This window comes from Pseudoalteromonas sp. bablab_jr010 (genome assembly GCF_016464105.1).
In the GTDB taxonomy this organism is placed as follows: domain Bacteria; phylum Pseudomonadota; class Gammaproteobacteria; order Enterobacterales; family Alteromonadaceae; genus Pseudoalteromonas; species Pseudoalteromonas simplex.
The window spans coordinates 1-23258 of sequence record NZ_JACDWV010000073.1; the positions used below are offsets into that span (position 1 = coordinate 1).

Below are 23258 nucleotides of genomic sequence, written 5' to 3' on the forward strand. Positions count from 1 at the left end.
ATATTGATCAGTAAAACGCTTACTTTTAAAGGTACGAGTTTTAAAGCTGCAGCCATTGAGTGCTTCTGCTTTTTTTAATCGCGTTTCATAACTGTCTTGATGTAAATAGTCTCTTGGCAGTTGCTCGTTATAGGTTTGTCTATCCTTACGGTATTTACTTCTGTTCTCGGCTCTCCTTCTATTTTCTGCAGCTTTTTCGGGGTTATCTCTTCTAAATTCTTCTAATCGCACCTCAGCTTCTTCATCTAAGGCGAGCTGTTTGATAGTTTTATCTTTTGCTCTTGTTGGGTCTCTGCCAGGGTTTTCGGCGCACCACTGGTTAATTGCGTTAATACGGTTTTCTCTTTTAATTTTTTCTCGTTCTTCATTAGTTAAGCCGTCGTTTTGTTCAGCAATATAGCGCTCAAGCTCCTCATCACTAATAAGATTATCAATTAAATCATCCAATGCGTTTGATTTTAATGAGTTTTTATCATCACTACTCATTGTTACTCCTTTATTTGCTGCACTTCTTATGTGTTTTTTACAACTCAATTTATTAAAGCTTAGATTTTTATAATTTAGCTTTTATAAATGAATAATGGCTTTGCTAGTTTCTTTGCCAATGCGATGGCTGAACTTACGATCATCCCCCCAAGAGAAGAACCCTGGCTTTTCACCTTCTTTGTAATATTCGATTGGTAAACCATAAATACTATTAAAGCCTTGAATAGTAGATTGTCCTCTACCATCAGGATAAACAGTGGCTTCTAATTTAAGCTCTATTTGATCGCCAGGTTTTAAACCAAGCTCTGCTAACAAAATGTGATTATTTATTTCGGCCTGCCAACCCGTTCGAGCAGGTTGCAACGCCCACATACTTTTAAGGAAAATAACCGAATCTAATGGAATTTCAGTAAAGTGCTTATACTTGCTGTATCTTGCTAGCCTTGTGTCATAATCAGTTAGTAATGATGCAGCGTAATAATTTAGCATCCCCTTATCAGGAGGAAGCATTCGCCAACTAACTTTTGTGTCAACACCTTCTTTTACTGCAGCTACGGGAGCCGTTAAGCCCATTGAGACTGTTTTAGCGTGTTCATTTGCAATGACTTTTGTATAAGGCTTGTAAAGTACGTTGTATACATCAAGAAGTGCTAAATCAGGGCGATTTCGCCATTGTTCTGCTCGCACACTTGTTGAACCATCATTAATAAAAGCTGCCTTACCCCACGGGCAGGCATGCAACCAAGCTTCAACCTCTGACTCACTGAAATAATAAATAAGCCCTGCTGCAATAAGAATGATCACTAAGCCTGCTATACCAAAAACGGCAATTAAGGCAGATGCCCCTTTAGTGACAATAGCAATGCCCGAGGCTGCGGTCATACTTAAAAAACCTAACGCCATAATAGAGTTAGCCGTAGCTAGACCTACATTACCCTTGTTATATTCATTAACAGCATCTCTTACAGCCACATAGGTACTAATCGCACCTGCAAGCAATGTCGCTGCATTGGCGGCGTAAAACAATATTACTTTCGCGGTAATTACACTGACTCTTCCTCTGAGTATTTTTTTAGTAAACTCACTAGCTGGCACTTTGTTTTTGGAGAAAAGTTTTAACTGCTCAGAGCTTGGCATACCATAACGACGCTCAACAAGGTCTTTACCTATATTCACCATCACATCAAGTAAATCTAATACTGCCGATGCTTTATCCATGGCACTAATGCCATCACCCGTTATTACGGTATAAAAGTTAATGGCCTCTAAGCCAGAAACAAACGGCAATACACCAATACTGGCTGAGCCTACTTTACCCTGTTGCTGTTTACCAAATGCTGTTTGTGCGTATTTTTTGAGAGACTTATTATGATCTTTATAACCAGCTAAATCCCAATCAGTTTTAAGTAGTTTATTTTCAACATCATCTAAAGCACCTTCTAATTTTTTCTCTGCTTCTTCTAAAGCTGTTAGCTTACTTCTATCAAGCGCCACCATTTTTTTTATTACTTTTTTTCTGGCGCTGTTTGCTTGGTAATATTGCTTAGTAACCATAGCCTCAAGTTCATTTAAAGCGCCATCTAAACTGGTAATAAGGTCTAACCGAGCGGGTATGGTTACTTTATCGTTAACTTTAAGTTTAACGATTGGGCGCGTTCCACCATTACCAGGGTAACTGCCTTGGCTTAATGCTTCATCTATGCCTTCGGTTATTTTATTAAACTCTAAAATGCGTTGCTCAGCTCGCTTTGCACGGCTGTCAAAATTAAGCGGCACAACTGAATCGGGCAAGTTGCCTTGATAATAGTCGTTTACATCAATATCTATCTCAACAAGCAAGTCGTCTGAGATCATATGCGCTAAATGCATTATTTTTTGATACGGGTTGTACGACATCGCAACTGACTTAATACGTGCCTCACTATTAAGCATGTCTAGCCCAACACTTTTCAGGGTTGATAAATGCGCGCGGGTAACACTACTTTTTGTTTTTGCTTGTTTTAGCAATGTTTTGTAATGTTCTAATTCTTTATTTTTTTGTTTTAGTTGCCTGTTTAATTGCTCGGTGATGTCATCGCCATCAACCCCTTGATTACGCGCTTCTTGAATTAGCTCATTACGTGATTTTTCAGAACTTTTAATTTCATTTTGTTTATTTTCTATCTGTACTTCTAAATTCTTTATTTGCCGCTGAACCTTATTACTTTCTTGCTGTAAGCTCGATTGCTTTTGCATGCGAGCAGTAAACACATCTTTAATAGTTCCGCTACCTTGAGACATTGAATATGTAGCAGAGGGGACTTCCATAATAATATTAAAAAAGCCCCATACAGCTTGACTGCTTCGCCTAAATACTTGCGTTAAATCACCTTCAATATAGCCATCTAGCCCATCGTCGTTGCTCTCAAGGGCATAAAACTCATCCATATCAAAATCGATATTTTTAGGGTCGTCAGGGTCTCTAAAATTTAAGTAGTCGGTTAAGCCTGGGTTACTGCACTTTTCGTCAGGAAAAAGTAACTTGTGTAATTTTAATAAGTTTTCACGATTACTAGTATCTTCAGGGTGGGTACCTAACACTTTTAAAATGATATGCTGGCCTAAGTCATTACTGTCTATTTGCTTAAGCTTTTGTGCGTCTTTTTCATACACTACACTTGAACGAAGCAAGTCTGCCGTTAAATCTTTAAGTGGGGCTAATACATCGCACATTAGTTGATACATATCGAGCCTTCGATTGCCCGTGTGATATGCATAATCCCTTGTACATTGATAAAAACTAGAGGCGCTATCTTCGTCCTCTATTATATCTTTTACATTGGCTCTTAATTCATTGATATATTCGCCTAACTCGAACACTTTTGCTGTAGCTAAAAATTTTCTGAAAGCAGTTTTATCAAATTTGTTATCTACCCATTTTTTATAATCAGCAGCGATATCTTGCTCTTGTTCAGAAACACTGTCTTCACCAAAAGTTGCTAACTTATCTGAAACAGACTGTGGAAAAGCAAAAAAGGTTTGTTGAACAAACGATGCTAATTCAAGCTGCCCCCTTTGTTCTTTTGTGAGTTCAGCTACACTCGTCACCATTTGTCCATTTGCAACTTGTTCTATTGGCAGTGAACTAATAACTGAACGCGTTAATGTAATATCCGCTGCAGCTTGGCGAACTTTGCCTATCTGGTCAGGAATAACTGGACAATACACACCCGCTTGATTAACAACATCAAGCACAACATGCTTAGGTAGCTTGGCGCTATTATAACCTTGTTCAAAATCGCCGAGTTTATCTAATGTGAAAAGCCTATCACCTCGTAATATTTGCGCATCACTATTATTATCACCGGGTTTTACTGGCTCGCCATAATTTAATCTTGGATCTTCAGGGTTAAGGCCACCAAAAAGCTCTATTTGCTTCCAAGACCATTGCACTTCTGAATAAGCTACTTGGACCTCACAGGTTTGCCCATTAAGTTTATAAGGCACAATAACTGTTTTGAGTTCTTCGCCCGTTGCATCTCTGTAACCTTTATTTTGCTTCCACGTCATGATGCCTTTTTGCCACGCAAGATTAACATCATTAAAACGTGTCACGTTTTGCTCAGTTGTAACCTTGAGTTCACGCCATAAATGACCATCAACAAAAATGTATAAGTAACCATCTCTAAGATTCGTTTTATGATTATCTATTTCATCAGCAGGATGTGCATACCTAATGGGGAATATATGAACCAGTTCAATATCAGCTGTATTATCACTTTCTTCTTTTGCATCCACTTTATACAAAGGAATTTTGTAAAAACCTTTTTGACTTCTATCAACTGACTCATCTTTAACCATCAGTGATACATTTTTCGTACCATCTGATTGGCGTTCAAAAATAAGTTCTCTGTGGGCATTTTTTATATTGATTTTGTCTGCGACACTTAAATCACTCATTGGATATTTACCCCATCTTCGTCTAGCTTTTCTGCTCCAGATAATTTAACTATGATCTTCTTCCCTGCATTTTCAGCTTGCAAACTATCCCTAACTTGTACTCTTAGCCCCCTTGGTGCAGGGCCGCCAGACTGCATAAGAGGCATGGGTGGGGTATTTTTATTATTTGATATCATCGGGTCGCCTTGGCGAGCCGCTGGTTTTCCTTCAATCATTACGTTAAATGACCCCATGATAAATTCGGCTTTACCGTCGTTCGTTCCGCTAACAATTCCTTTTTTATTACCTGGAGAGTCACCCGAGCTTTGAGAAAAGTAACTTTTTACATTAGCAGCTCCTTGACCATTCACTTTGACTGAACTTGCAACAGAGGTAACATCACTTGATTGGGCTTTATTGCCGTAGGGAATAGGCACAACGCTGGTGCCAATTGTGGTTAAACACACATCGATTGTTGTTAACTTACCACCGCTATCTTGATGCACAGCGGTACGGCCATTAATAAGTACATTTTGCCCTGAGACTGTTGCGGTTTGCGGTGCCTCTGATTCTGTATCTTTAACTAATTGCTGCTCTGTACCTGCTTGCCAACCTAAATGATTCGACACTAAATCTAAAAAGGCACGAGGGTTATCGATTGGTTTGTTAACGTCCATATTAGTCTGCGGTTCGTTCCACGGCAAAATTGGCTGGTTTTTCTCGTTATCCCATTGTGGTGGCGGAATAATGTAATCAGGAATAAACCGATTAACCAGTTCACCAAGTGTATGCTCTCGGTACTTAGGTCTGGCAATTTCATCTAAAAAAGCAGATTCGCCTTCAGAGCGGTCTGAAAAAATGGCAATACCATTGGCTTTGCCGAGTGCACCGTTGCTGCGTGCACTATTGGTTAGACCAAGTAATGTCGGGTTATTATGGCGCCATGTAACACTGCCGCCGCTTCGTACGTCAGCAGTGAGTGCGTCTATGTCGTATTGTACGCTGCCTGATTCTTTGCCAGCCATGGCATTTATATATGACATTCGCTTTCACTCCTTGAAATCTTAAATAGCTGTTCATTTGGCTGATTGAACACCACAAAAACGTGTTCAGTGTCAGCCATCAGCGGGTTATGCAAATAGCTTCCAGCTAATGCAAATGCAGCAGATTGGTTTGCCACACCTTGATAACCTAGTACGGTATTTAGTTCGGCAAACTCTATTAGTTCGTCATCATTTTTATAGTGCTTTTGGGTATAACTAAACCACTGTTTTTGCCATTCATACGACTGCATGCCAGCAAAAATAAAGGAGTCACTAACCTGTATGTTTGCGCTTTTAAGCTGAGTAGGCATTGACTCATCAAAAGTCGTGGCTTTTAAACAACCGTGTCTGTGTACCAACAATGCATAGCCACCTTCGCCATTAATTACGCCGCTAGGGCCATTTACAACTTGTACTGTGTGTTGTTTGGCTTGCTCAGACACGTATTCAAAATCATTACACGAATCAACGGCAACTACGAGGGTATCGAGGTCGGTTGCTTCGAGCTGCCAATCGCTTACCTGTTCAAAGGCAGGTGTTTGCTCAGGCATTGCGTCAGTCAATAATTCACTTAATGTGTCATCATCAATCAGCGGCTCGCCATTACTGTCGTGCGGTAATATAAACTGAACTTTATTGACCCTAAATGAACAACAAAGTTTTTTTAACTCAATATTTTCAATAATATGAGACAAAATTAGCAAGCAACGAGTTTGCCTATCAAACCCAGCAAGCTCAGTCAGTTCTACAAATACATAAGGGGCATCTAAACTAATATCGCAGCGGATCAGCGCTTTGCTTGGCTTTGAATATAACATTTGGTTTGCCACTGAAGTATAAAAGCTTTCGGTATAGCACCCCGCGGCATTAACATGATAAAGAGTATCAAACTGCATCTTTACCTCCTTGCTCAGCAACGATTATATTGCTGCTACTTGCTACGTTATCGCTGTTGATATGCCCGCGCCATAACAGCGAAAAGCACTGTGCGTCCGAATCAATCACTAAGGTATCGCAGTGCATGTCGATATCATGCCTCGTTAACGTATTAGCCACTTGCACTATTGGCTTAAGCACAGGAAGCTCTACAGTTTGTTGCTGACCATATTCTTGTAATGGATATAATCCGCTTAACGAAAACGCCCAGCCTTTTGTAAACACTTGCTTTGTTTGTTGATCTGCTGGGGCTGTGTTGTAAAAGTTGCTAGCCAATGACGTTTTGAACGGGTACTTACCAGCCATAAGCGCTTGTTCGTCAATCTCTGCCATTAACTCTATACGCGGTGACCAATGACTCGGAATTGCCGAAAAGCCAGCAACGCTTACTTGATGGCTTGGTTTTCTTAATACCTCGTTGGCATACTCTATCGCAGGTAAAAGCTGCCCTACTGCGTGCTTGTTTTTCAGTTTAAAGCCAACACCTATAGGATTTTCGAGGCTATAATCACTTTGATCATGATGTGCTTTACCCCCAAACGCACGGCTATAGCAAACAGCTGTTGGCGTAATTGGGCTAGGATCTGTTGCGACAGGGCCAAGCAGTGAACGGCGCCATTTACGTTCGCCAGTAAGGCGTAACCGCTTTTTAATTATTGGTGTGTCGTTTGCAACTAAACCTAGCTCAACCTCAATAACACGCGCAGTTTTGCCCTTTGGCGGGTACGCAGTAAAGTTGCCATACACTTCGAAACCTTGCTTAAATGCCACTTGTTCATTCACTGCCACCAGCGGCTCGCTAGTCGGATCACCGCTATATTCGTCGGCCATGACGATTTCAACACACGGTTCCATTAAGCTAGTATTGCCTTTTTCATCAAACTCAAAGCTCTGTTTTACCAAAACAACATGAGATGCAGTGCCATCTGCTTGCCAACCTTCAAACACGCTTGCTTGCCAAGGAGTAAAGTTATGCAGCATGTTGTGCTCCTGCTATTAACTTTTGCCACTGAACTGCTGTTTGCTGAGTATGATAAAGACCACAGGCCAGTGTTAATTCAAACTGAGGGGCAAATACTCGCTGTACAATCTCGCCTGCCAATTCTGCTAAGCCTTGCTCTGGCTGCGCTTTTGTAAAACTCACGCCTTTTAAAACACACTCTCCTTTGCTTAAAGCCAGTGCTTGCCTAACATGCTCTGCATCATGCAAGTTTATACCGGCTTGCACATGATGCTGATTTTGCGCACTTACCAGTGTTAAGGCTTCAGCCTTTGCAAGTGGTCTATCTGTTAACGTTAGCCAAGCCTGATAAGCTGCTTGCTGTGTTTGCGCAACGCCCATAAGCTCTATCACCAATACCAGCGCTGATTTATACACAAAGTGGCTTAATACGGTTTGGCAAAATTCTGGGTGCGCTTTACAAAATAAAGCGCACGGCTCATGCCAGCGACTATCGTCAACCAGCCCCGCTAATTGTAATAACTGCGCTTTTTGTGAAGGCTCACTGCTACTCGAAAACACTTTAAATACTTTATCACTAAGGCTGTTATCACCTTGGCAATAGCAATTGACTAAAGCGGCATACACCAAAGTAAAATCAGCATGAGCGAGGGCTTGTTGTAACTCGGCATCATTTAAAGGCTGCGAAAACAAAATAGTTTTAAGCTGCTGCGGTAATGACTCTTTACCCTCTAGCACTGTGGCTCTGAGTGCTTTTTGTTCTGGGATAGTCCAATACCTAAGTTGCTGCGATAACAAAGTATAAACAGGTAGAGCTTGCTGCTTTTTAAGCGCTAAAAAATAATCACTGTTGTCTTGTTCTGGTGCAGCCATTAAACGTGTTGCACAAAGGGCAAAAATGGCGTGCTGGTCGCTCGCTAACGCGATCTCACAAAAATCATCACAACTAAGTTCAGCAAGGTCATTAAAGCTGTTCCCATTGAAGTAGTCGCACGGTGACTGCTGCTTAAGCGATGCCAGCACATAAAGATGATTAAGCACTTGATGCTCTAACACTTTTTGCCTTGCAAGACTATACGCCCCTGACGCAAGGAGCTTTTCACGGTGCGCCATTAAGGTAGTAACACGCTGTTGATGCTGTTTTAACTTAGAAACCGCTGCAAACATATTAATTAAGCCTAATCGGCCAACCTGCCAAAGTAAGGTCTTGTTGGCTATTTGCAGTAATATCTTCGCCTTCAAGCACGATAGTGCCATCGGCAAATACTTCGATGCTGCCCTTGGCGGTTTGCAAGCTAACGCTTTGCTCTGCGGCAATAATAATATGCCCTGCTTCGTTGCTAATGTGAGCCGCCGGAGATTGTTCAGGTGCGGCTAAAAGTGCCGTTACAATCACACCTTGCTCACTGTGTAGCACCACAACTTGGCTACCTATTTTGCAACACGATACATGGGCAGCTTGTAAAGCAACATCGTAACGAATGTGATTAATAACCACGCTCAAAGCTTTACCCAAAGGTGACACTTCACTGACCTCTGCGAGGCTTTGTTGCTGATCAAATAACTGAGTTACTGTGGCTGTCATTTTCAGTCCTTGAAATTAGTTATTACTTATTGCATTGCCTTTAATAGCAATGTTTCTAGCCGATAGAGTGATATTGGTGGCATCGATAGTTAAATTACCCGCGGCATCAATCTCTACACTTGCACCACCTTGGCTGAGCTGGATCGAACCTCGACCTTCGCCTTTAATAGTGATATTTGCTCCGCTTGAGAGGTTCAAATCACCATTTGGCGCTTGAAATTCAAGGTTGCCATCGACCGAGTAGACACTAAAATCTTGCTCACTTTGCAAGTTAAGCTCTTGCGCTGCTTTCAGTTCGCTACTGCCATCAGTCGCTTCAATACGGGTATCGGCATCAGACTTTAATGTTAAATCAGCCGCAGCTGTTACCTTAATATCACCCTCACGTGTTTGAACTTGTAGGGTGTTCTCTACACGATTAGTAAAGTCGTTGGCAGCAGTAAAAATGGCGTCATTCTCAGCAACAAACTGAAGGTTCTCTTTGGCTGAAATTTTGACGTCACCTTCCACTGATTTAAGTGTTGCTTGATGGGCATTCTCGGTTGCATCTAACAACAATTGGTTTTTATTTTCTTTATTAGCAAGGCTAATTTTTTCTTCACCGCTTTTGTCATCCATGATCAAGCTATGCCCAGCACGAGTGACAAGCTTATTCTCTGTCGGATTTTGGCTGGTAACCGGGTTCGGGCTGCTCTGATTATAAAGCGCGCCTAAAATAATTGGCCTATCTAAGTCGCCATTTTCACCGGTTACTAACACTTCGGTGCCCGTCGTTAACGGAAAATGCATACCATGACCACTGCCACCATACTGCTGTAGTAAGCGCGTTGGACGGCTTTCTTGGCCTTCTCCGTCTTGGTTAAACGGTAAGCGCACTAAGTAATTGCCATCGTCGTCAACCTCTTGCTCAATGGTGGCATTAAATGTTGCAAATACACGACGAGCAGGAGACAGCTCTGCTCTAAACTCAACGGATGCAGGCAATAAATAAGCTTGGTTTTTATAGGTTAACCCCTTAACTTGCGAGCCATACTCTACTGCTGCAGATTGACTGCCTTTGTGATCAACACGCGTAATTAAATACAGCCCTTTATGATCAGGGTGGTCATACACTGTCAACAACATACCGGGCCTTAAGGCACGGCAATCAGTATCAATAATTAATTGTTCACGCTGACAATCAAAGGCTTGTTGACGTACTTTAGCCAGCGAATTACCTATATTGGCGTTAGGAAAGTTATCTGCATAATGACTATCATCACCAAACCCTGGGTAACTGGTATTATTTGCGGTCGACACATTTAAGTTACCTTGGGCTTTGTAGTTGTAATCATTAAGCGACACACTTTGTGGATGCAGCTGTGCTTTACGGCTTATTGCAAAAATGGTTTCGCTATTTCGAACTTGCCCTGATGGCGGCACATAGCTCAGGCTTACATCATCACATAAGGACGAAAAGTCTTTACTGCTATTACATACTTTGAAGGTGCAATCCCCCCCTGTTTGCTCTACAAAACCATACACAAAGCCATACTTACGCATCAAACGCGTAACAAACTCATAGTCTGTTTCGTTGTATTGAACCGTCATTTCAAGGGTTGGGCTCGACGCTTGAATACTAAACTTTTGCATTGGAAAACCAGCTTTAGTAAATACGCTTTTTACTATGGCTGCTGGATCCATCATGGTGAAAACACGGTTAGAGTGTTGGTGCTTCAACAAGGTTAAATAAGAACTCATGGTCAGCGTATAGTGATAACCCTGATGGCTTTGCCCATGAGCAGTAAAAGCACTGATGATCCCAGAAATCGTGCGGTCGCTCATTGACCACACTAAATTGAGCTTGGCATCTTTACCTAACAGCATCTCGGCACTGAGGTGCTCTTGACTTAACACTTGAATAGAAAAAGCAAAGTCTTCACATAGGCTGTCATTGCTTGATTCAAAATCGGTCACCGAAACCATGCCATCCGGTAACCCTTGCACGCTGACACTAAAATGACTGGTGTTGGCTTTTAGTTCATTAAGGCTATCCATGAATCCCATTGTTCAAATCCTTTATGCTTGGTCCGCAAAGGTTGCGGTAATTTCATCATTCTCATCAACAGCTAGAGTGAGAATATCTGGCATGTCATCCTCTGCCATAAACTCTAAAATTGATTTAGCAATGCCTGGCAATATTTGCTGCTCTATCACCGCATTTACCATGCGCGCACCACTGTCTGATAACTGGCACTGTTCGGTCAGTTTATTAAGTACGGTTTCATCAACACGTAGCTGCATTTTGTGATTATTCGCTAAACGCTTGGCAATACCGTCTAGTTTCAAACTAACAATAGATTGCAGTGCCTCTTTATCGAGCGCTAAATAAGGAATAACTTGCATACGCGCTAACAGTGCCGGGGCAAAAAATTGCAGTAACTGTGGCTTAATTAGCTCTGTTAGAGCTGTAATTGAAGGAACTTGCCATGGGCTGCCGTCTTCATTCAAAGGGGCTTGTTCATTATTCAATGCTGCATTGATTTGGTCTTGATTTTCAATGTCGGCATGTTCATCGTCAGTCGGTTCAGTTAAATCAATGACATTAGGTGGCGTGCAAGCATCAATAAGCTCTGCAGATCCTAAGTTTGAGGTCATGATGATCACGGTATTTTTAAAATCGATTTCGCGACCTTCGCCATCGCGCATACTGCCACGCTCAAAAACTTGGTAGAACATGTTTAGTACGTCTTTATGCGCTTTTTCTACTTCATCGAGTAAAATTACCGAGTACGGACGCTGCCTTACAGCTTCTGTTAATACCCCGCCTTCGCCATAGCCAACGTATCCCGGTGGCGAACCCTTAAGCTGCGATACTGTATGCGCTTCTTGATACTCGCTCATGTTTATGGTGGTTAAAAACTTTTCACCACCAAATAGTTGCTTAGCTAAACATCGTGCTGTTTCGGTTTTACCCACCCCAGAAGGGCCAGCTAATAAAAACACGCCAAGCGGTCCATACTCATTGCTTATACCTGCCTTACTTACACGCAATGTTTGGGCAATTTTCGCAATGCCTGACTGCTGACCGATCACTTCTTGGCTTATGGCTTTTTCAAGGGTAATCAAATTGCTTATTTGGTCTTTCACCATCGCGCCAACAGGTACGCCTGTCCACTGCGAAATAATTTGCGCGACGGCATCGGCATCAACTTCACTGTAAAGGCCATTATCTTGGGTGTTCTGCTCTTTTAGTGTTTGTCGTAAGTTAAGTAACACAGAGCTATCTAATTCATTTTGCGAATTAGCTTGCTTAAACTCATTGATTTGGCCTAATGTCGAAATTTGTGACTCACGCGCACTCGTCAATGTTGCTAAGTTACTCTGCGCTGCATTTAGTTCTTGTTGTAGGTGCAGCAATTTATCCATATCAACCGCCAAACCTTGCTCGCTTTCTGCTGCAATGCTTTGGATACGTGTTTCAAGGTAATTAATGTGCTCACGCTCAGCTTCAATGGCTGCAGGATCGGTCGCAAACGACATTCGAACTCTTGCCGCAGCGGTATCTAGCACATCAATGGCTTTATCTGGTAGTTGACGACCCGTGATATAACGTGACGACAAGACCACTGCAGCTTCTATAGCATCATCAGTAATTTGAATGTTGTGATGTTGTTGATACTTATCTTTCAAACCCGCTAACATTAGCTGAGCTGCTTGCTCCGTTGGCTCATCTACTTTAATAAGTTGAAAACGGCGCTCAAGTGCAGCATCTCGCTCAAAGTATTTTTTGTATTCACTCCAAGTGGTTGCAGCGACTGTGCGTAACTCACCTCGGGCAAGCGCAGGCTTGAGCAAGTTAGCCGCATCACTCATACCAGCATCGCCACCAGCACCAATTAATGTGTGGGCTTCATCAATAAACATGATGATAGGGGTGGTTGAGTTTTTTACTTCATCGATCACTGTTTTTAAACGGCGTTCAAATTCACCTTTAACCCCTGCACCTGCTTGCAATAGGCCCATATCTAACACCAGTAATCGTACACCTTTAAGATCATCAGGAACCTGACCATCAACAATACGCTGAGCAAATCCTTCAACTACCGCAGTTTTACCTACCCCTGGCTCACCCACTAAAATTGGATTGTTTTTACGACGACGGCAAAGTACATCAACCATCATGCGAATTTCGTCATTGCGCCCAAGCACTGGGTCAATTTTGCCTTGTTTCGCTTTCTCGGTAAGGTCTTCACAATACTCATCAAGGGCACCACCTTGACCACTTTGCTGATCAGCAGCAGTATGCTGAGCACTTTGTTTTGCCTGTGGATTTAATCGCTCACTTGAGTTTTGGCAAAGCTTATCGAGGTTTTCAGCCATAAAACGGGCGTCAATTTTTTCAAGTAACGCAGGCAATTGCAGTACAGGGCTGTATGGCAATAACTCAGTTAAGGCATCAATCAACGCAGCGCCGGTGATCCAGTCACTTTTGTGCTGTACATTTGCACTTAACCAAGCTCGCTCAAGCCACTCATAAAGTCGACGAGAAAAAACCGGCTTACTCTGGTTACCCGCAGGTTGGCGGTTTAAAAAGTCGAGCAGCTCATGCCACACTGCGTCTTGATTAATATTAAAAAAGTGAAAAATATGCTCTAAATCGCCGTTACTACCTTCTTCCATCAACTTAATTAATAAATGTTCAGGTAACACTTCATAGTGACTACGACTGCTTGCAAACCCTGCCGCTGACTCAAGTGCTGTTGCAGTATGGCCATTTAGTTTGTCGATAAGCTGCTTTATGCCTTTTGCATCCATGTTGTTTTCCTTAAATCCTGATTACTTTTAATGTTGATATTGTTGATGTGTGTAACTGTGCACGCTGATATTTGCTTCAGCGCAGCCTAAATAAGAGTTGTGACCGAGTAGCAAATCGTTTTGCCCTAAGGCTTGCTCTGTTACTGCTTGATTAGCCACCTTAATTTGACAAATCCATTGCACATTACTAGGTAAATGAGTGCTTAACATGGCAGCCATTTTCTTGCCTTGTGAGTGCTGAGGATTAAGCGCGATCGCGGTGTCAGAATCCACAGGACCAATCACTATGGTCAGTACGCTACCACTAACTAATACGCGCTCACCAAGAACCGCTGACTCGCCTAACACCATCTGTTGATCTTGACCAAATGAACTTGGCGAGTCGATTTGTTGCCAATTTGCACGAGTGTCATCCACAGTCAGTTGCTCAACCTCTAGTGAGTGGCGAAGTAATTGCGCTAAACCCGCAGCGCTGGTTTGTTTTAAACTGGCGATACCACACTGAACTTTTTGCTCAGTTTTGGTTGATAAGATGGCTTCGATTAAATGATCGAATTGCTCTGCACCACGGCCTTCAACATTGATGTGCGACTTTTTCCATGCTTGAAACAATTGGCAATAAAGCACATGATTAAACATGTCTAAAAACTGCCTTACTCGGCCCCCACTTTCTTGATCACTTGCCGCCTGCTCGAGTAAATAATGTGGCATAGGTGCATCTACACCATACAAGCCTAAAAATGATGTCGATAAGCTTAATCGGCCACGACCAAGGTTATCTAATTCGCAGCTACGTACATCAGTGGCAGGAAAGCCAAGCTCTTTATAAGGCTTAAAGATAACTCGCTCGCTAATCCCTTTTTCAAGTTCTAAAGGGGTTGCCCAATGTTTTTCAATTAGGCTCATCGCCTTAAACAAATTAAACTGCCAAGGAGCTGCAATCAGCTTTTCTATTGGTTCAGGTAACTTTGCCCAAACAGGGTGATTTATTGACTCGTGCATATTCATAACTGATAACTCTTGCCCGGTTCAATTTCCCAGCAGTGGGTTTTATAACTCGGAATCGCATTGACTCGGGTCTGCACGCTCTCGTTAATTGGCGCATACATTAAAAAGAATTGATGCAGCATATTGCAAAAATGATATAAGTCGGCATCACAAACAAATTTGCTTTCATCAATATCAATCAGTACATCAACACCTTTAATAAAAATACCACGCTTAATTTGACTAATCGGTGTTGCGGTAATTTTTTGAATGCTATCAATACGTAATCGGTTTTCAGCTTTTTGTGACCAATCAAATAATACCAGCAAGCGTTTTAATTCGGTGACTTGTGTAATCTGTGAAAACTTCACATTTAATAGGCTTATCAACTGCCAATGCTTTGGTTGTTCAGGGCATGGCAAATAGTTAGTCGGGCGAATTACATTTTCTACATTGGCAATGCTTGGCATATCTGGGCCGCCAATGTTTAAATCGCCCTCTTGGAGTAACTGCCTTGGCCAACCAGCATTAAAAACGGTTAAATCAACCGATAAGGTTTCTTTTTCTTCTTCAAGGTTAAATGGCAGCTGTAAATAGTGGCACGGCGCAGCCCCGCCTACATCTTTCGTTAAAACGGTAAACAGTTTCTTTTCGTCTTCAAACACGCTTTGATATCTGGGGGTATAATCATACGATTTGCCACTTAACGAGTTGCGCCCTTTAACCTCATTAACGGTGTAACTGAAGATATGATCTGTTCTGTTTTGATCAGCGGTGATCATGTAATCAGTGCGGTTTGACTCTATGCGTATTGGCTCTGCAGGTTGTGCAAACAAATTAATAGCTGGCACGCAATTGAGTAAAATATTATCGCGGCTTAATTGATGACCCGGTGGTAATTTACTACTGCCTCTAAACACTAGCTCAAATCGATCGATATGCTCAGGTAAGGTCAGATCTTTTAAACCATCAAAGCGCATAAAGTAAAAACGGTCTTTCGCGTTAAAGTAGTCTAACAGCAGCGCATAGCCCGGATGGCTTTGTTCTGCATGCGGTAATAAAGCGCCATCTATATCTAAATAAGTAGCACTACAACCTTTTACTTTTAACTTTTTATTATGTTCAAAATGCGAGGGGCCAAAATCAAGCTCAGTATACTGCTCTGCTGTTTTTAAAAGCTTAAACAAAGAACTACATAAAGGCGTGTCACCACGTAAGTAAAACTGTAAATTTGCAAGGTCATAATTTTTGCGCTCACCTTGGCAAACAAAACGTAGGCCAATACGTAGCTCAGATCCTAAATGCGACTCTTGATAACGCACATGCTCAACATCAAGAGGACTAACTTGTAGGTCGTGCGTTGTTGTAAAGGTGATATGTTTTTTATCAACCACTGACTTATCAGCGCTTAGCGTCAGCCCTTTTTCAATAAGATGTGATTTTTGCATTGCTAGCTTAGGGCTAAACTTTACAACCGTGCTTGATGGGTAATAGCTCAATAATATAGGGCATAGCTGACGCAGCACTTGCTCTGATACCTCAGGAACAGACTCATCTAAACGCTTTTGCGTATGCGCAGTTAAATAGGCAACACCTTCTAGTAGTCGTTCAATATGGGGGTCACGATCTTTTAGCGCATCGATATTTAACATGCCTGCGTGCTCAGGGTAATGCTGAGCAAACTGTTTGCCGGCTTGGGTTAATAAGCGCATTTGTGCATCAAAATACTGTTGCATTGAACTATCCTTTTACGCTGAATTAATCAAACTGCTTGGCATGCTCTGCCACATCGGCTTTACCACCCGACTCAAATCGGGTGTTAAGTTTGATACATTGTCCTGAGGTTAAAAATGCTTGTATATCAAGCCTAATCACGCAATTTTCTTCACGAATTTCCATTGGAATGACATTGGCATAGCGAACTCGTGGCTCGTATTTTTCTATCAATTTTTTAACTTCAAACGCCAAGGTGTGCTGTGAATACGGAAGGCCCTCGTAGATATCTTCGACATCAGGCAACCCATAATCGGCCAAATGTTTTAACACGCCACGACGCGCATTAAGTAATTCATTTAGATGTTTGCAGACACTGTTTTGCTCATCAGTTTGAAAACCTTGATGACCATTTCGTGTGACTGGTTGAGTTAAAAAATCGAATAACGCCATAAACTTACCTCTAAGAAAAGGATATGCTTTCGCATATCCTTTAATTTTGCTGACTTATCGACCTTCAGTCCAAGAGTCAGAGAACTCGATGTTGCCATCAAGGTAAGTCCACGTAATGCGCTTATAACGTAGGCTAACTGTTTCAAGGTGCGGGTAACGCTCCTTGTCTAAGTCTTTTACGTTATGCATTGTTGGTAGAATTGAGGTGATTTTTACATCTTCCAACTTGTGGCAGAAATATTCACGCTCGGTCCCTGTGTCATCAATACGGTACCATTTAAGCTCAAGTTGCTTAAGTGTTTGACCGTTTGAGCACGCTTTGTACAGGTAAGGTGTTGCTGCATCAACCGCTTTTGTAATAACAAAAGGTTCGTGCTTACGAGTACCTGTTAATTCGCCAGTGTCGTTATCTGTAGGAATGCGAAGTTCATGATCAAAGTGTAGGATCTCAATTGAACCTTCACGCTCTGCAACAGTTACAGAACCTTTGATGTCATTACCTTGGTCATCCTTTAACCACATATACGCTGGAATTGCCATTTCATTATTCTCCTTTTAGAATGAATTGTTTCCTGTTTAATGGCATAGGCATAAACAACCTTGTTTATGCCCCCCAAAAAGCCCGATGCTTCATGCCACTGGGGAACATGTCCCAAGTTGGCTGCAACCAACTTGGGGCCATTCTTTTACACCTAATCAACATATAGAATGAAAAATAGGTTAACTTTTCATTTTAATCGACCAAGTTACTGAGCATCACATCTAAAAATTGACGAGAAACTTGCCCAGAAATTGATACAACTTCTTCATTTTTGAACACGTAAACTGTTAATGAATCTATGTCTTCTATGAAAAATAAATTCACGCTAGCTTGTTCTACAAATGAAAACTTCGCATCAGATGAAATTGAAAAAACACGCTCAAAAGTCTCAAGTTGCTTAGCTGTTAATTCATGTGCACTTACTTGTCTAAATAAATCTGAGTTTTTTAATCCAAGTTTTTTGGCAAGTCCACCACTTACATTACTCTCAGGTAGATAAGTAATACCAACTTCCATGCATTCATCTTGCTGATTAACAAATAAAGTCATAGCTGCCATTGTCAAATTATGAACTTCAACGGAACAAATACTCTCTTTCGGTATTTCAAGGTTTAAACTAGCGAAGTTAATTTTAAACATTGAATTACTTTTGCCTTGTGCCGAAGTACAAAACACAACTAACGTGCAAACGAAAATTAAATTACTTAATAATCTCATAGACCCATGCCTGCCATTTGGATTTTGCGGTCCCATATTTGAATAACTCTTTTAGCGCAAGTTAAAGATGATTCATCTTTTAACTGATTTAAAACACTATTTGCAAAATTACGAACAACCCAAGAAATGCTAGCTTTTGCATTTGGTGGCTCAGGAACCCACGAAAGTGCTTTTGAGCACTTCTTAGTTTCCGAAATCATAACCCCAAATACAGCTGCTACATTTTCGTTAACTTGGCCATTAAACTTCTTATTTACACCTGCCCCTTTATAAAAGGCATTGATAGCCGCACGGACTCTTTCGTCATCCATTTTAATACTCCTTTACACGAAGCTAAGCATGCAAAACTTAATCAGTAAGCATGCCTAACTAAGTTTATTATCCCTACTCACCAAATTGACGTCTTTACACAGCCTGCTTAAATCCGTTTCATCGGCGGCTTGGCAGTTCATTTTTCGCCAGGCATTTGCCCAACAAGGGCAAGGCGAACATCAATACCTTCAACTTGGAAGTGCGGCACAATGTAAGTGCTCACGCGGTAATAACCTGGGTTACCTGGGATCTCAGATACCGTTACTTTTGCGTCTTTGAGCGGGTGTGTTGCAATTAACGACTCATCTGGGTTATTCATCTTCGTTACCAACGCACCTAGCCAATCGTTTAACTGCTGCTCTAGCTCATGACGAGGTTTGCTCGAACCAATATTTTCACGCTGCAATACTTTTAAGTAGTGAGCAATACGAGATACTAAGAAGATATAAGGTAAACGCGAGTTAATACGGGCGTTTGCAGTTGCTTCAGCTGTTTCAAGTACTTGCGGCTTCTGGGCACTATTTGCCGAGAAGAAACACGCAAAGTCAGAGTTTTTGTAATAGCTAAGAGGAATAAAGCCTTGGTTAGCAAACTCAAGCTCTTTGGTCTCTGAGATAAGCACTTCTGTAGGGATTTTAGTTTCAGAGCCTTTACCTGCTTCAAATGAGTGCAATGGTAGATTTTCAACTTTACCACCTGATTGCGGGCCACGAATATTCACAGACCAGCCATTATCATGGAAGCTACGAATAATGTTGGCAGCAAATGCAAATGTTGCATTACCCCATAAATAGCGCTCGTGGTGCTGACTGTTCACATCTTCTTGGTAGTTAAAGTTACGAATTGGGTTTGTTTCACCATACGGTAAACGTAGTAAGAAACGAGGGAAAGCAAGACCAATATAACGAGAGTCTTCTGACTCGCGGAAGTTTTTCCAGCGTAAGAATTCAGCACGCTCCATATAAGAGCCAATATCTTGAATTTTAGATACTTCGTCTAATGACTCTTTTAAGAAAAACTTAGGACCTACGCTGCCCATAAATGGACAATGCGCCGCTGCCGAAACGCGCGAGATTTCTTGTAGTAGTGAAACGTCTGGCGCTGAGCAATCAAACTCAAAGTTAGACACCATAGTCGATACCGGTTCGCCACCAGGAGTATCATAATCTGATGTGTAAACATGCTTATATAACGCTGATTGTGTGGTATCTGGCGCTTCTTCAAAGTCATCACGCAATGTTTCTTTATCAACATCGAGCATTTCAATTTTGATATTCGCGTTATTTGGCGTGCGGTTAATTAAATAACGCAGTGAACGCCACGCTGATTCTACTTTTTGAAAATCAGGGTGGTGTAAAATCTGATCCAACTGCTGCGAAATAATGGTGTCTACTTTTGCAATATAATCATCAAGCAATAGCTTATCGATGCGTGTTACTTCTTCGCCACTCATACCTGCCATATCTAAAAAGACATTAATAGCGGCAGTAAGGCGCTCATTCGCACGTGTTTCTGCTAGATTACCTGCATCTCTAAATGTATCTAGTTTGATTTCATCGCCTACAGGGGCAATATCAACCATGCTACATAGGTTTTCATAAGTTGATAATGGCGCTTGCTCTACCGTGTGAGCAGCTACATTTAATTGTTCTTGCATTGACATAGCGGCGTCCTTATTCCGTCACAGGTTGTTTTTCATCTTCAGAAGCAAGCGGTGCTATTTCATCTAGCTTGGCTTTTAGCTCATCAAGTTCTGGTTGGTTTTGTAAAACACGTTCCAACTCTTTTCTAAGTGATGAGTTATCAAGAAGGTTTGATTTTAAGTCACGTAATAAATTACGCATTGCCATCATTTTGTTTAATTCAGGCACCTGTGCAGCAACCTGCTCTGGATCGAACGATTTAAATGAATCAAACTGCAAATTAACATTGATATCACCGTCGCCTTTAATCTTATTTGCCACCTGAAAGTTCGCTTTTGGCGCGATATCTTTCAGCACTTGCTCAATGTTATTTTTATTGATCGTCACGCGTTCGCGCTCAGCAAGTTCTTGGCTATTCTGACCATTAGAATAGTCACCAATAACCAGCATTTTTAAAGGCAATTCGCTTTTTTGTGATGCCCCATCAGTATCAAGCTCTAACGATATGTTGATCCGAGCTCGTGGGATCTCTTTTTGAAATGTATCTGTCATGTTTCTTCCTTTGCAGTTTGTTTGTCTAACGACTAAATTCCAATTAGGCGTGTTACACCCAGGCTATTGCTTGAGCCGGGTTTGTAACCATCATTCGCTGACTAATTTGCTTAGCAGCTAAACTCATGTCATCACTCTCTGTCTGAGACAAATTGGCATAACATTGCTTGGCGAAACGCCATACTTCCATGCAAAACTGTTGTTGCCACTTCGCTAATTGATAAGTTTCAATTTGCTCGAGTAATTCGGTTAAAATTGCCAATGCGTGCTCATAATGCTCTGCTTTAAGTAGCAGCTTAGCTTTAAGCAATTGACTTTGAGCTTGGTCGAATCCAGTTGGCGTACTTAATTGTGCAACCAAGCTAAGTGCTGCACTTAACTGCCCTTTTGCAACTTGCTCGCTTAAGGCTATGTAATGCTCGTCAAATGGATTTGCTTGCACTTGAGTTGTTTCATTTTGCGAAGCATGTGAATTGGCAATGTCTAATAACGCTTCTTTGTTTTGTGGGCTGCATAACCCCGAACCATCGTCATATTTTAAATTGGTTAATAACGGAAATTGACTGACTAAAGAGACTAGCTGTTGCTCTAACCACTGTACTAATTTTGCTTTATTTAGCTGTTTCAGCGCTGACAAAGTAAGCATTTGCAGATTCAAATTAAACTGCATTGCACCTTCCATAAACAAACCCTCAGCAAGTAACAATGCTTGCTCTGCTTGTTCCGTTGCCAGTGCGTTTTCAATGGGGGCGAAGGCAGCCGCACGCGGCGCTGGCAGTCTTGTTTTGCCATTTTCATTGGCAGGTAACGCTAATCCAGACCAACGTGCTGCACGCGAGAGCTTTAAAACCCGTTCAATGTTGTTTTGTTCTTTATCAAAATTAAGCAGCTCACGAATTGCTGCTAGGTAAGCACTATCGCTGGCAATGTCAGCCACTTTAGGTGCAGTTGTCACTGGTTTTGCCTGAACAACTTGTTGCGCTACGGGCTCAGTCGTTGGCTCGCTAACTACGGTCGTCTCTTTTGCTTTAGGCTCTGCTTTAACTTCTGGCTCTGGCTTAGCAACAGGATTGCGAATTACTTGTTCTCTAACCCACTCATTCAGAGTTGATAAAGGCCCTGATTCAGCATCAAGTACAGGCACTGAAACCTGATTATATTCAGCTAACACAGTCTCTAATTCAGCCCATTGCTCAGGGCTCGATGATTGAGCTTGGGCGATTCCTTTTAAGCGTTCTTGCTGCTGTAAAAACCACGTGTTAACCGCACAACGCATACGTGCTTTTAAAGGATGAACCTGTTCACTAAACTGGCTTAATAGTTGATTAAACAGTTTTAAAGAATGGGTTAAACCCACCACGCCAAACTCACTGGTCGCCGCGAGGCACAAGTAGCTCACTAAACGTAAATCTTTACTTTGGTTTTGCAAAAGGTCAGTGGCTTGAATAAACATGACTTTAAAATCAACTTCGCCCACACCTGATGATGAAGCTTTAAGTGCTTTAAAGGTTTCTTCGTATTTTAGATCTTCACCACACGCAAGCCCCGAAAGTGGCTTACTAAGCTCTTCAAGCCACAGCTCCCAGCTGTTATGGGTATGCGGATTAACTACACTCATGCTTTGCACCACCTTCTGAGCGCATCGTAAACACTCACATTGTCCATATCAGCAAAATTAAGGCTGTATTCGCTCGGCACTTTGTCTAGTGAGAGATTTACTAAATCAATAATGTCTTTTGACTTATCCTCAGCAAGCCACACTGAACCAAAATAAGATGCCGGCACAGGGCGACAAAACACCGTTAGGCTCGGTTGCGAACTTTCATTTCCTAGCTGGTAAAAGAACCAAGGTTGCCAATTATGATCGGCAACGATCGAAGCAATTAAATGTAGCCAAAAACCTGCAACCAGGGCACTTTCGTGACTAAAGTGTGGCATAGGAAGTCGAATACCAAACTGTGTACGTAGGCAACCTCTATTCGCAATCGACTTTAATACCGCTGAAAGCTCTTCAATTAAAACAGCTCGGTGATGAATGTCTTTGATCCCTAAATGCTGCCAAACCACACTCATCGGAATACTGCGTAATTTATCAAGCTCTTGATTTAGATTTGGCTGCTGCTTTAATGCATCGGCCACTTTACTATACGATTTAGCTTGCTCAGCCATCGCATCAATTGAATGTGCTTCAACGATGCGCTGATTAACCCCTAATAGATGCTCAATGACATGGCTTGCATATAAAAATAGAAAAGCAGGGTGACGTTTGTAAGTCTCAAGTCCGCTATGAATAAACGAACTAAACGGGTAAAAACGACCACTGCTATCAGTGCTTGGCTGTAAAACACCAAACAAACTGCTGTCGTCACTGTTACCAGATACAAAAAATAACGAAGAAACTCCATTTAATGCAGTTGTTTTACCGCCAATAACACCACGGTTTATATGCGCGAAACCTTCTTGCAACCAATGGTCTAGTGCTACTGATTCCCTAGAAGATATATTTAACTTTACAAAGTCAGGCCTAACAGGTGTTTTACCCATGTACCCGTAGGTAAACTGCTTAACCAGCGTTGGCGACTTTTTCTTGGTGAACAAATTAAACATACCTGCC

The 23258-nt window shown here is 41.7% G+C and carries 18 protein-coding genes and 1 pseudogene; all 19 read right to left on the bottom strand.

Annotated features, from left to right (window positions below):
• Positions 1–486, bottom strand: a pseudogene (locus tag JIG37_RS06190) (hypothetical protein); the annotation flags it as partial.
• A gap of 81 nt (positions 487–567) precedes the next feature.
• Complete coding sequence (locus tag JIG37_RS06195; RefSeq protein ID WP_199528961.1) at positions 568–4425, bottom strand: toxin VasX; 3858 nt, start codon at positions 4423–4425, stop codon at positions 568–570.
• Positions 4422–5447 (bottom strand): DUF4150 domain-containing protein, encoded by a 1026-nt coding sequence (locus JIG37_RS06200; RefSeq protein ID WP_199528962.1) that lies wholly within the window; start codon positions 5445–5447, stop codon positions 4422–4424. The genes JIG37_RS06195 and JIG37_RS06200 overlap by 4 nt, the downstream gene beginning before the upstream one ends.
• Complete coding sequence (locus tag JIG37_RS06205; protein WP_199528963.1) at positions 5435–6343, bottom strand: hypothetical protein; 909 nt, start codon at positions 6341–6343, stop codon at positions 5435–5437. Before JIG37_RS06205 ends, JIG37_RS06200 begins: the two co-directional genes overlap by 13 nt.
• Entirely contained in the window at positions 6333–7364 is a 1032-nt protein-coding gene (locus tag JIG37_RS06210; RefSeq protein WP_199528964.1) for a DUF2169 domain-containing protein, read from the bottom strand. Before JIG37_RS06210 ends, JIG37_RS06205 begins: the two co-directional genes overlap by 11 nt.
• The gene (locus JIG37_RS06215) at positions 7354–8586 is read right to left on the bottom strand and encodes a hypothetical protein (RefSeq protein WP_244664361.1); all 1233 of its coding nucleotides are present in this window, start codon (positions 8584–8586) and stop codon (positions 7354–7356) included. The genes JIG37_RS06210 and JIG37_RS06215 overlap by 11 nt, the downstream gene beginning before the upstream one ends.
• Positions 8513–8929 carry a hypothetical protein gene (locus JIG37_RS06220; RefSeq protein WP_188729067.1) on the bottom strand — a complete coding sequence of 139 codons (417 nt, stop codon included), beginning with the start codon at positions 8927–8929 and terminating at the stop codon, positions 8513–8515. The genes JIG37_RS06215 and JIG37_RS06220 overlap by 74 nt, the downstream gene beginning before the upstream one ends.
• A gap of 15 nt (positions 8930–8944) precedes the next feature.
• Positions 8945–10975 carry a type VI secretion system tip protein TssI/VgrG gene (tssI, locus tag JIG37_RS06225; protein WP_244664362.1) on the bottom strand — a complete coding sequence of 677 codons (2031 nt, stop codon included), beginning with the start codon at positions 10973–10975 and terminating at the stop codon, positions 8945–8947.
• Between the two features lie 12 nt (positions 10976–10987).
• Positions 10988–13726 carry a type VI secretion system ATPase TssH gene (gene tssH / locus JIG37_RS06230; protein WP_138599205.1) on the bottom strand — a complete coding sequence of 913 codons (2739 nt, stop codon included), beginning with the start codon at positions 13724–13726 and terminating at the stop codon, positions 10988–10990.
• A 27-nt stretch (positions 13727–13753) separates the two neighbouring features.
• Positions 13754–14734, bottom strand: a complete 981-nt coding sequence (gene tssG / locus JIG37_RS06235; RefSeq protein ID WP_063704436.1) for a type VI secretion system baseplate subunit TssG — start codon at positions 14732–14734, stop codon at positions 13754–13756.
• On the bottom strand, positions 14731–16449 hold the full coding sequence (gene tssF / locus JIG37_RS06240; protein WP_054554065.1) for a type VI secretion system baseplate subunit TssF: 1719 nt from the start codon (positions 16447–16449) through the stop codon (positions 14731–14733). The genes tssG and tssF overlap by 4 nt, the downstream gene beginning before the upstream one ends.
• Before the next feature lie 22 nt (positions 16450–16471).
• Positions 16472–16879, bottom strand: coding sequence for a type VI secretion system baseplate subunit TssE (gene tssE / locus JIG37_RS06245; RefSeq protein WP_054554066.1), 408 nt, complete (start codon positions 16877–16879; stop codon positions 16472–16474).
• Between the two features lie 54 nt (positions 16880–16933).
• Entirely contained in the window at positions 16934–17419 is a 486-nt protein-coding gene (locus JIG37_RS06250) for an Hcp family type VI secretion system effector (RefSeq protein WP_054554067.1), read from the bottom strand.
• Positions 17420–17612: 193 nt separating this feature from the next.
• A complete protein-coding gene (locus JIG37_RS06255; protein WP_152967163.1) occupies positions 17613–18059 on the bottom strand; it encodes a hypothetical protein in 447 nt (148 codons plus the stop codon).
• Between the two features lie 74 nt (positions 18060–18133).
• On the bottom strand, positions 18134–18448 hold the full coding sequence (locus JIG37_RS06260) for a hypothetical protein (protein WP_054554069.1): 315 nt from the start codon (positions 18446–18448) through the stop codon (positions 18134–18136).
• Positions 18449–18585: 137 nt separating this feature from the next.
• Entirely contained in the window at positions 18586–20112 is a 1527-nt protein-coding gene (gene tssC, locus JIG37_RS06265) for a type VI secretion system contractile sheath large subunit (protein ID WP_054554070.1), read from the bottom strand.
• A 10-nt stretch (positions 20113–20122) separates the two neighbouring features.
• Positions 20123–20644: a type VI secretion system contractile sheath small subunit gene (gene tssB / locus JIG37_RS06270; RefSeq protein WP_054554071.1), complete on the bottom strand. Its 522-nt coding sequence runs from the start codon at positions 20642–20644 to the stop codon at positions 20123–20125.
• A gap of 52 nt (positions 20645–20696) precedes the next feature.
• Positions 20697–22262, bottom strand: a complete 1566-nt coding sequence (locus JIG37_RS06275; RefSeq protein ID WP_054554072.1) for a TssA family type VI secretion system protein — start codon at positions 22260–22262, stop codon at positions 20697–20699.
• A complete protein-coding gene (gene tagF, locus JIG37_RS06280) occupies positions 22259–23251 on the bottom strand; it encodes a type VI secretion system-associated protein TagF (RefSeq protein WP_054554073.1) in 993 nt (330 codons plus the stop codon). The genes JIG37_RS06275 and tagF overlap by 4 nt, the downstream gene beginning before the upstream one ends.
• Between the last annotated feature and the right edge of the window lie 7 nt (positions 23252–23258).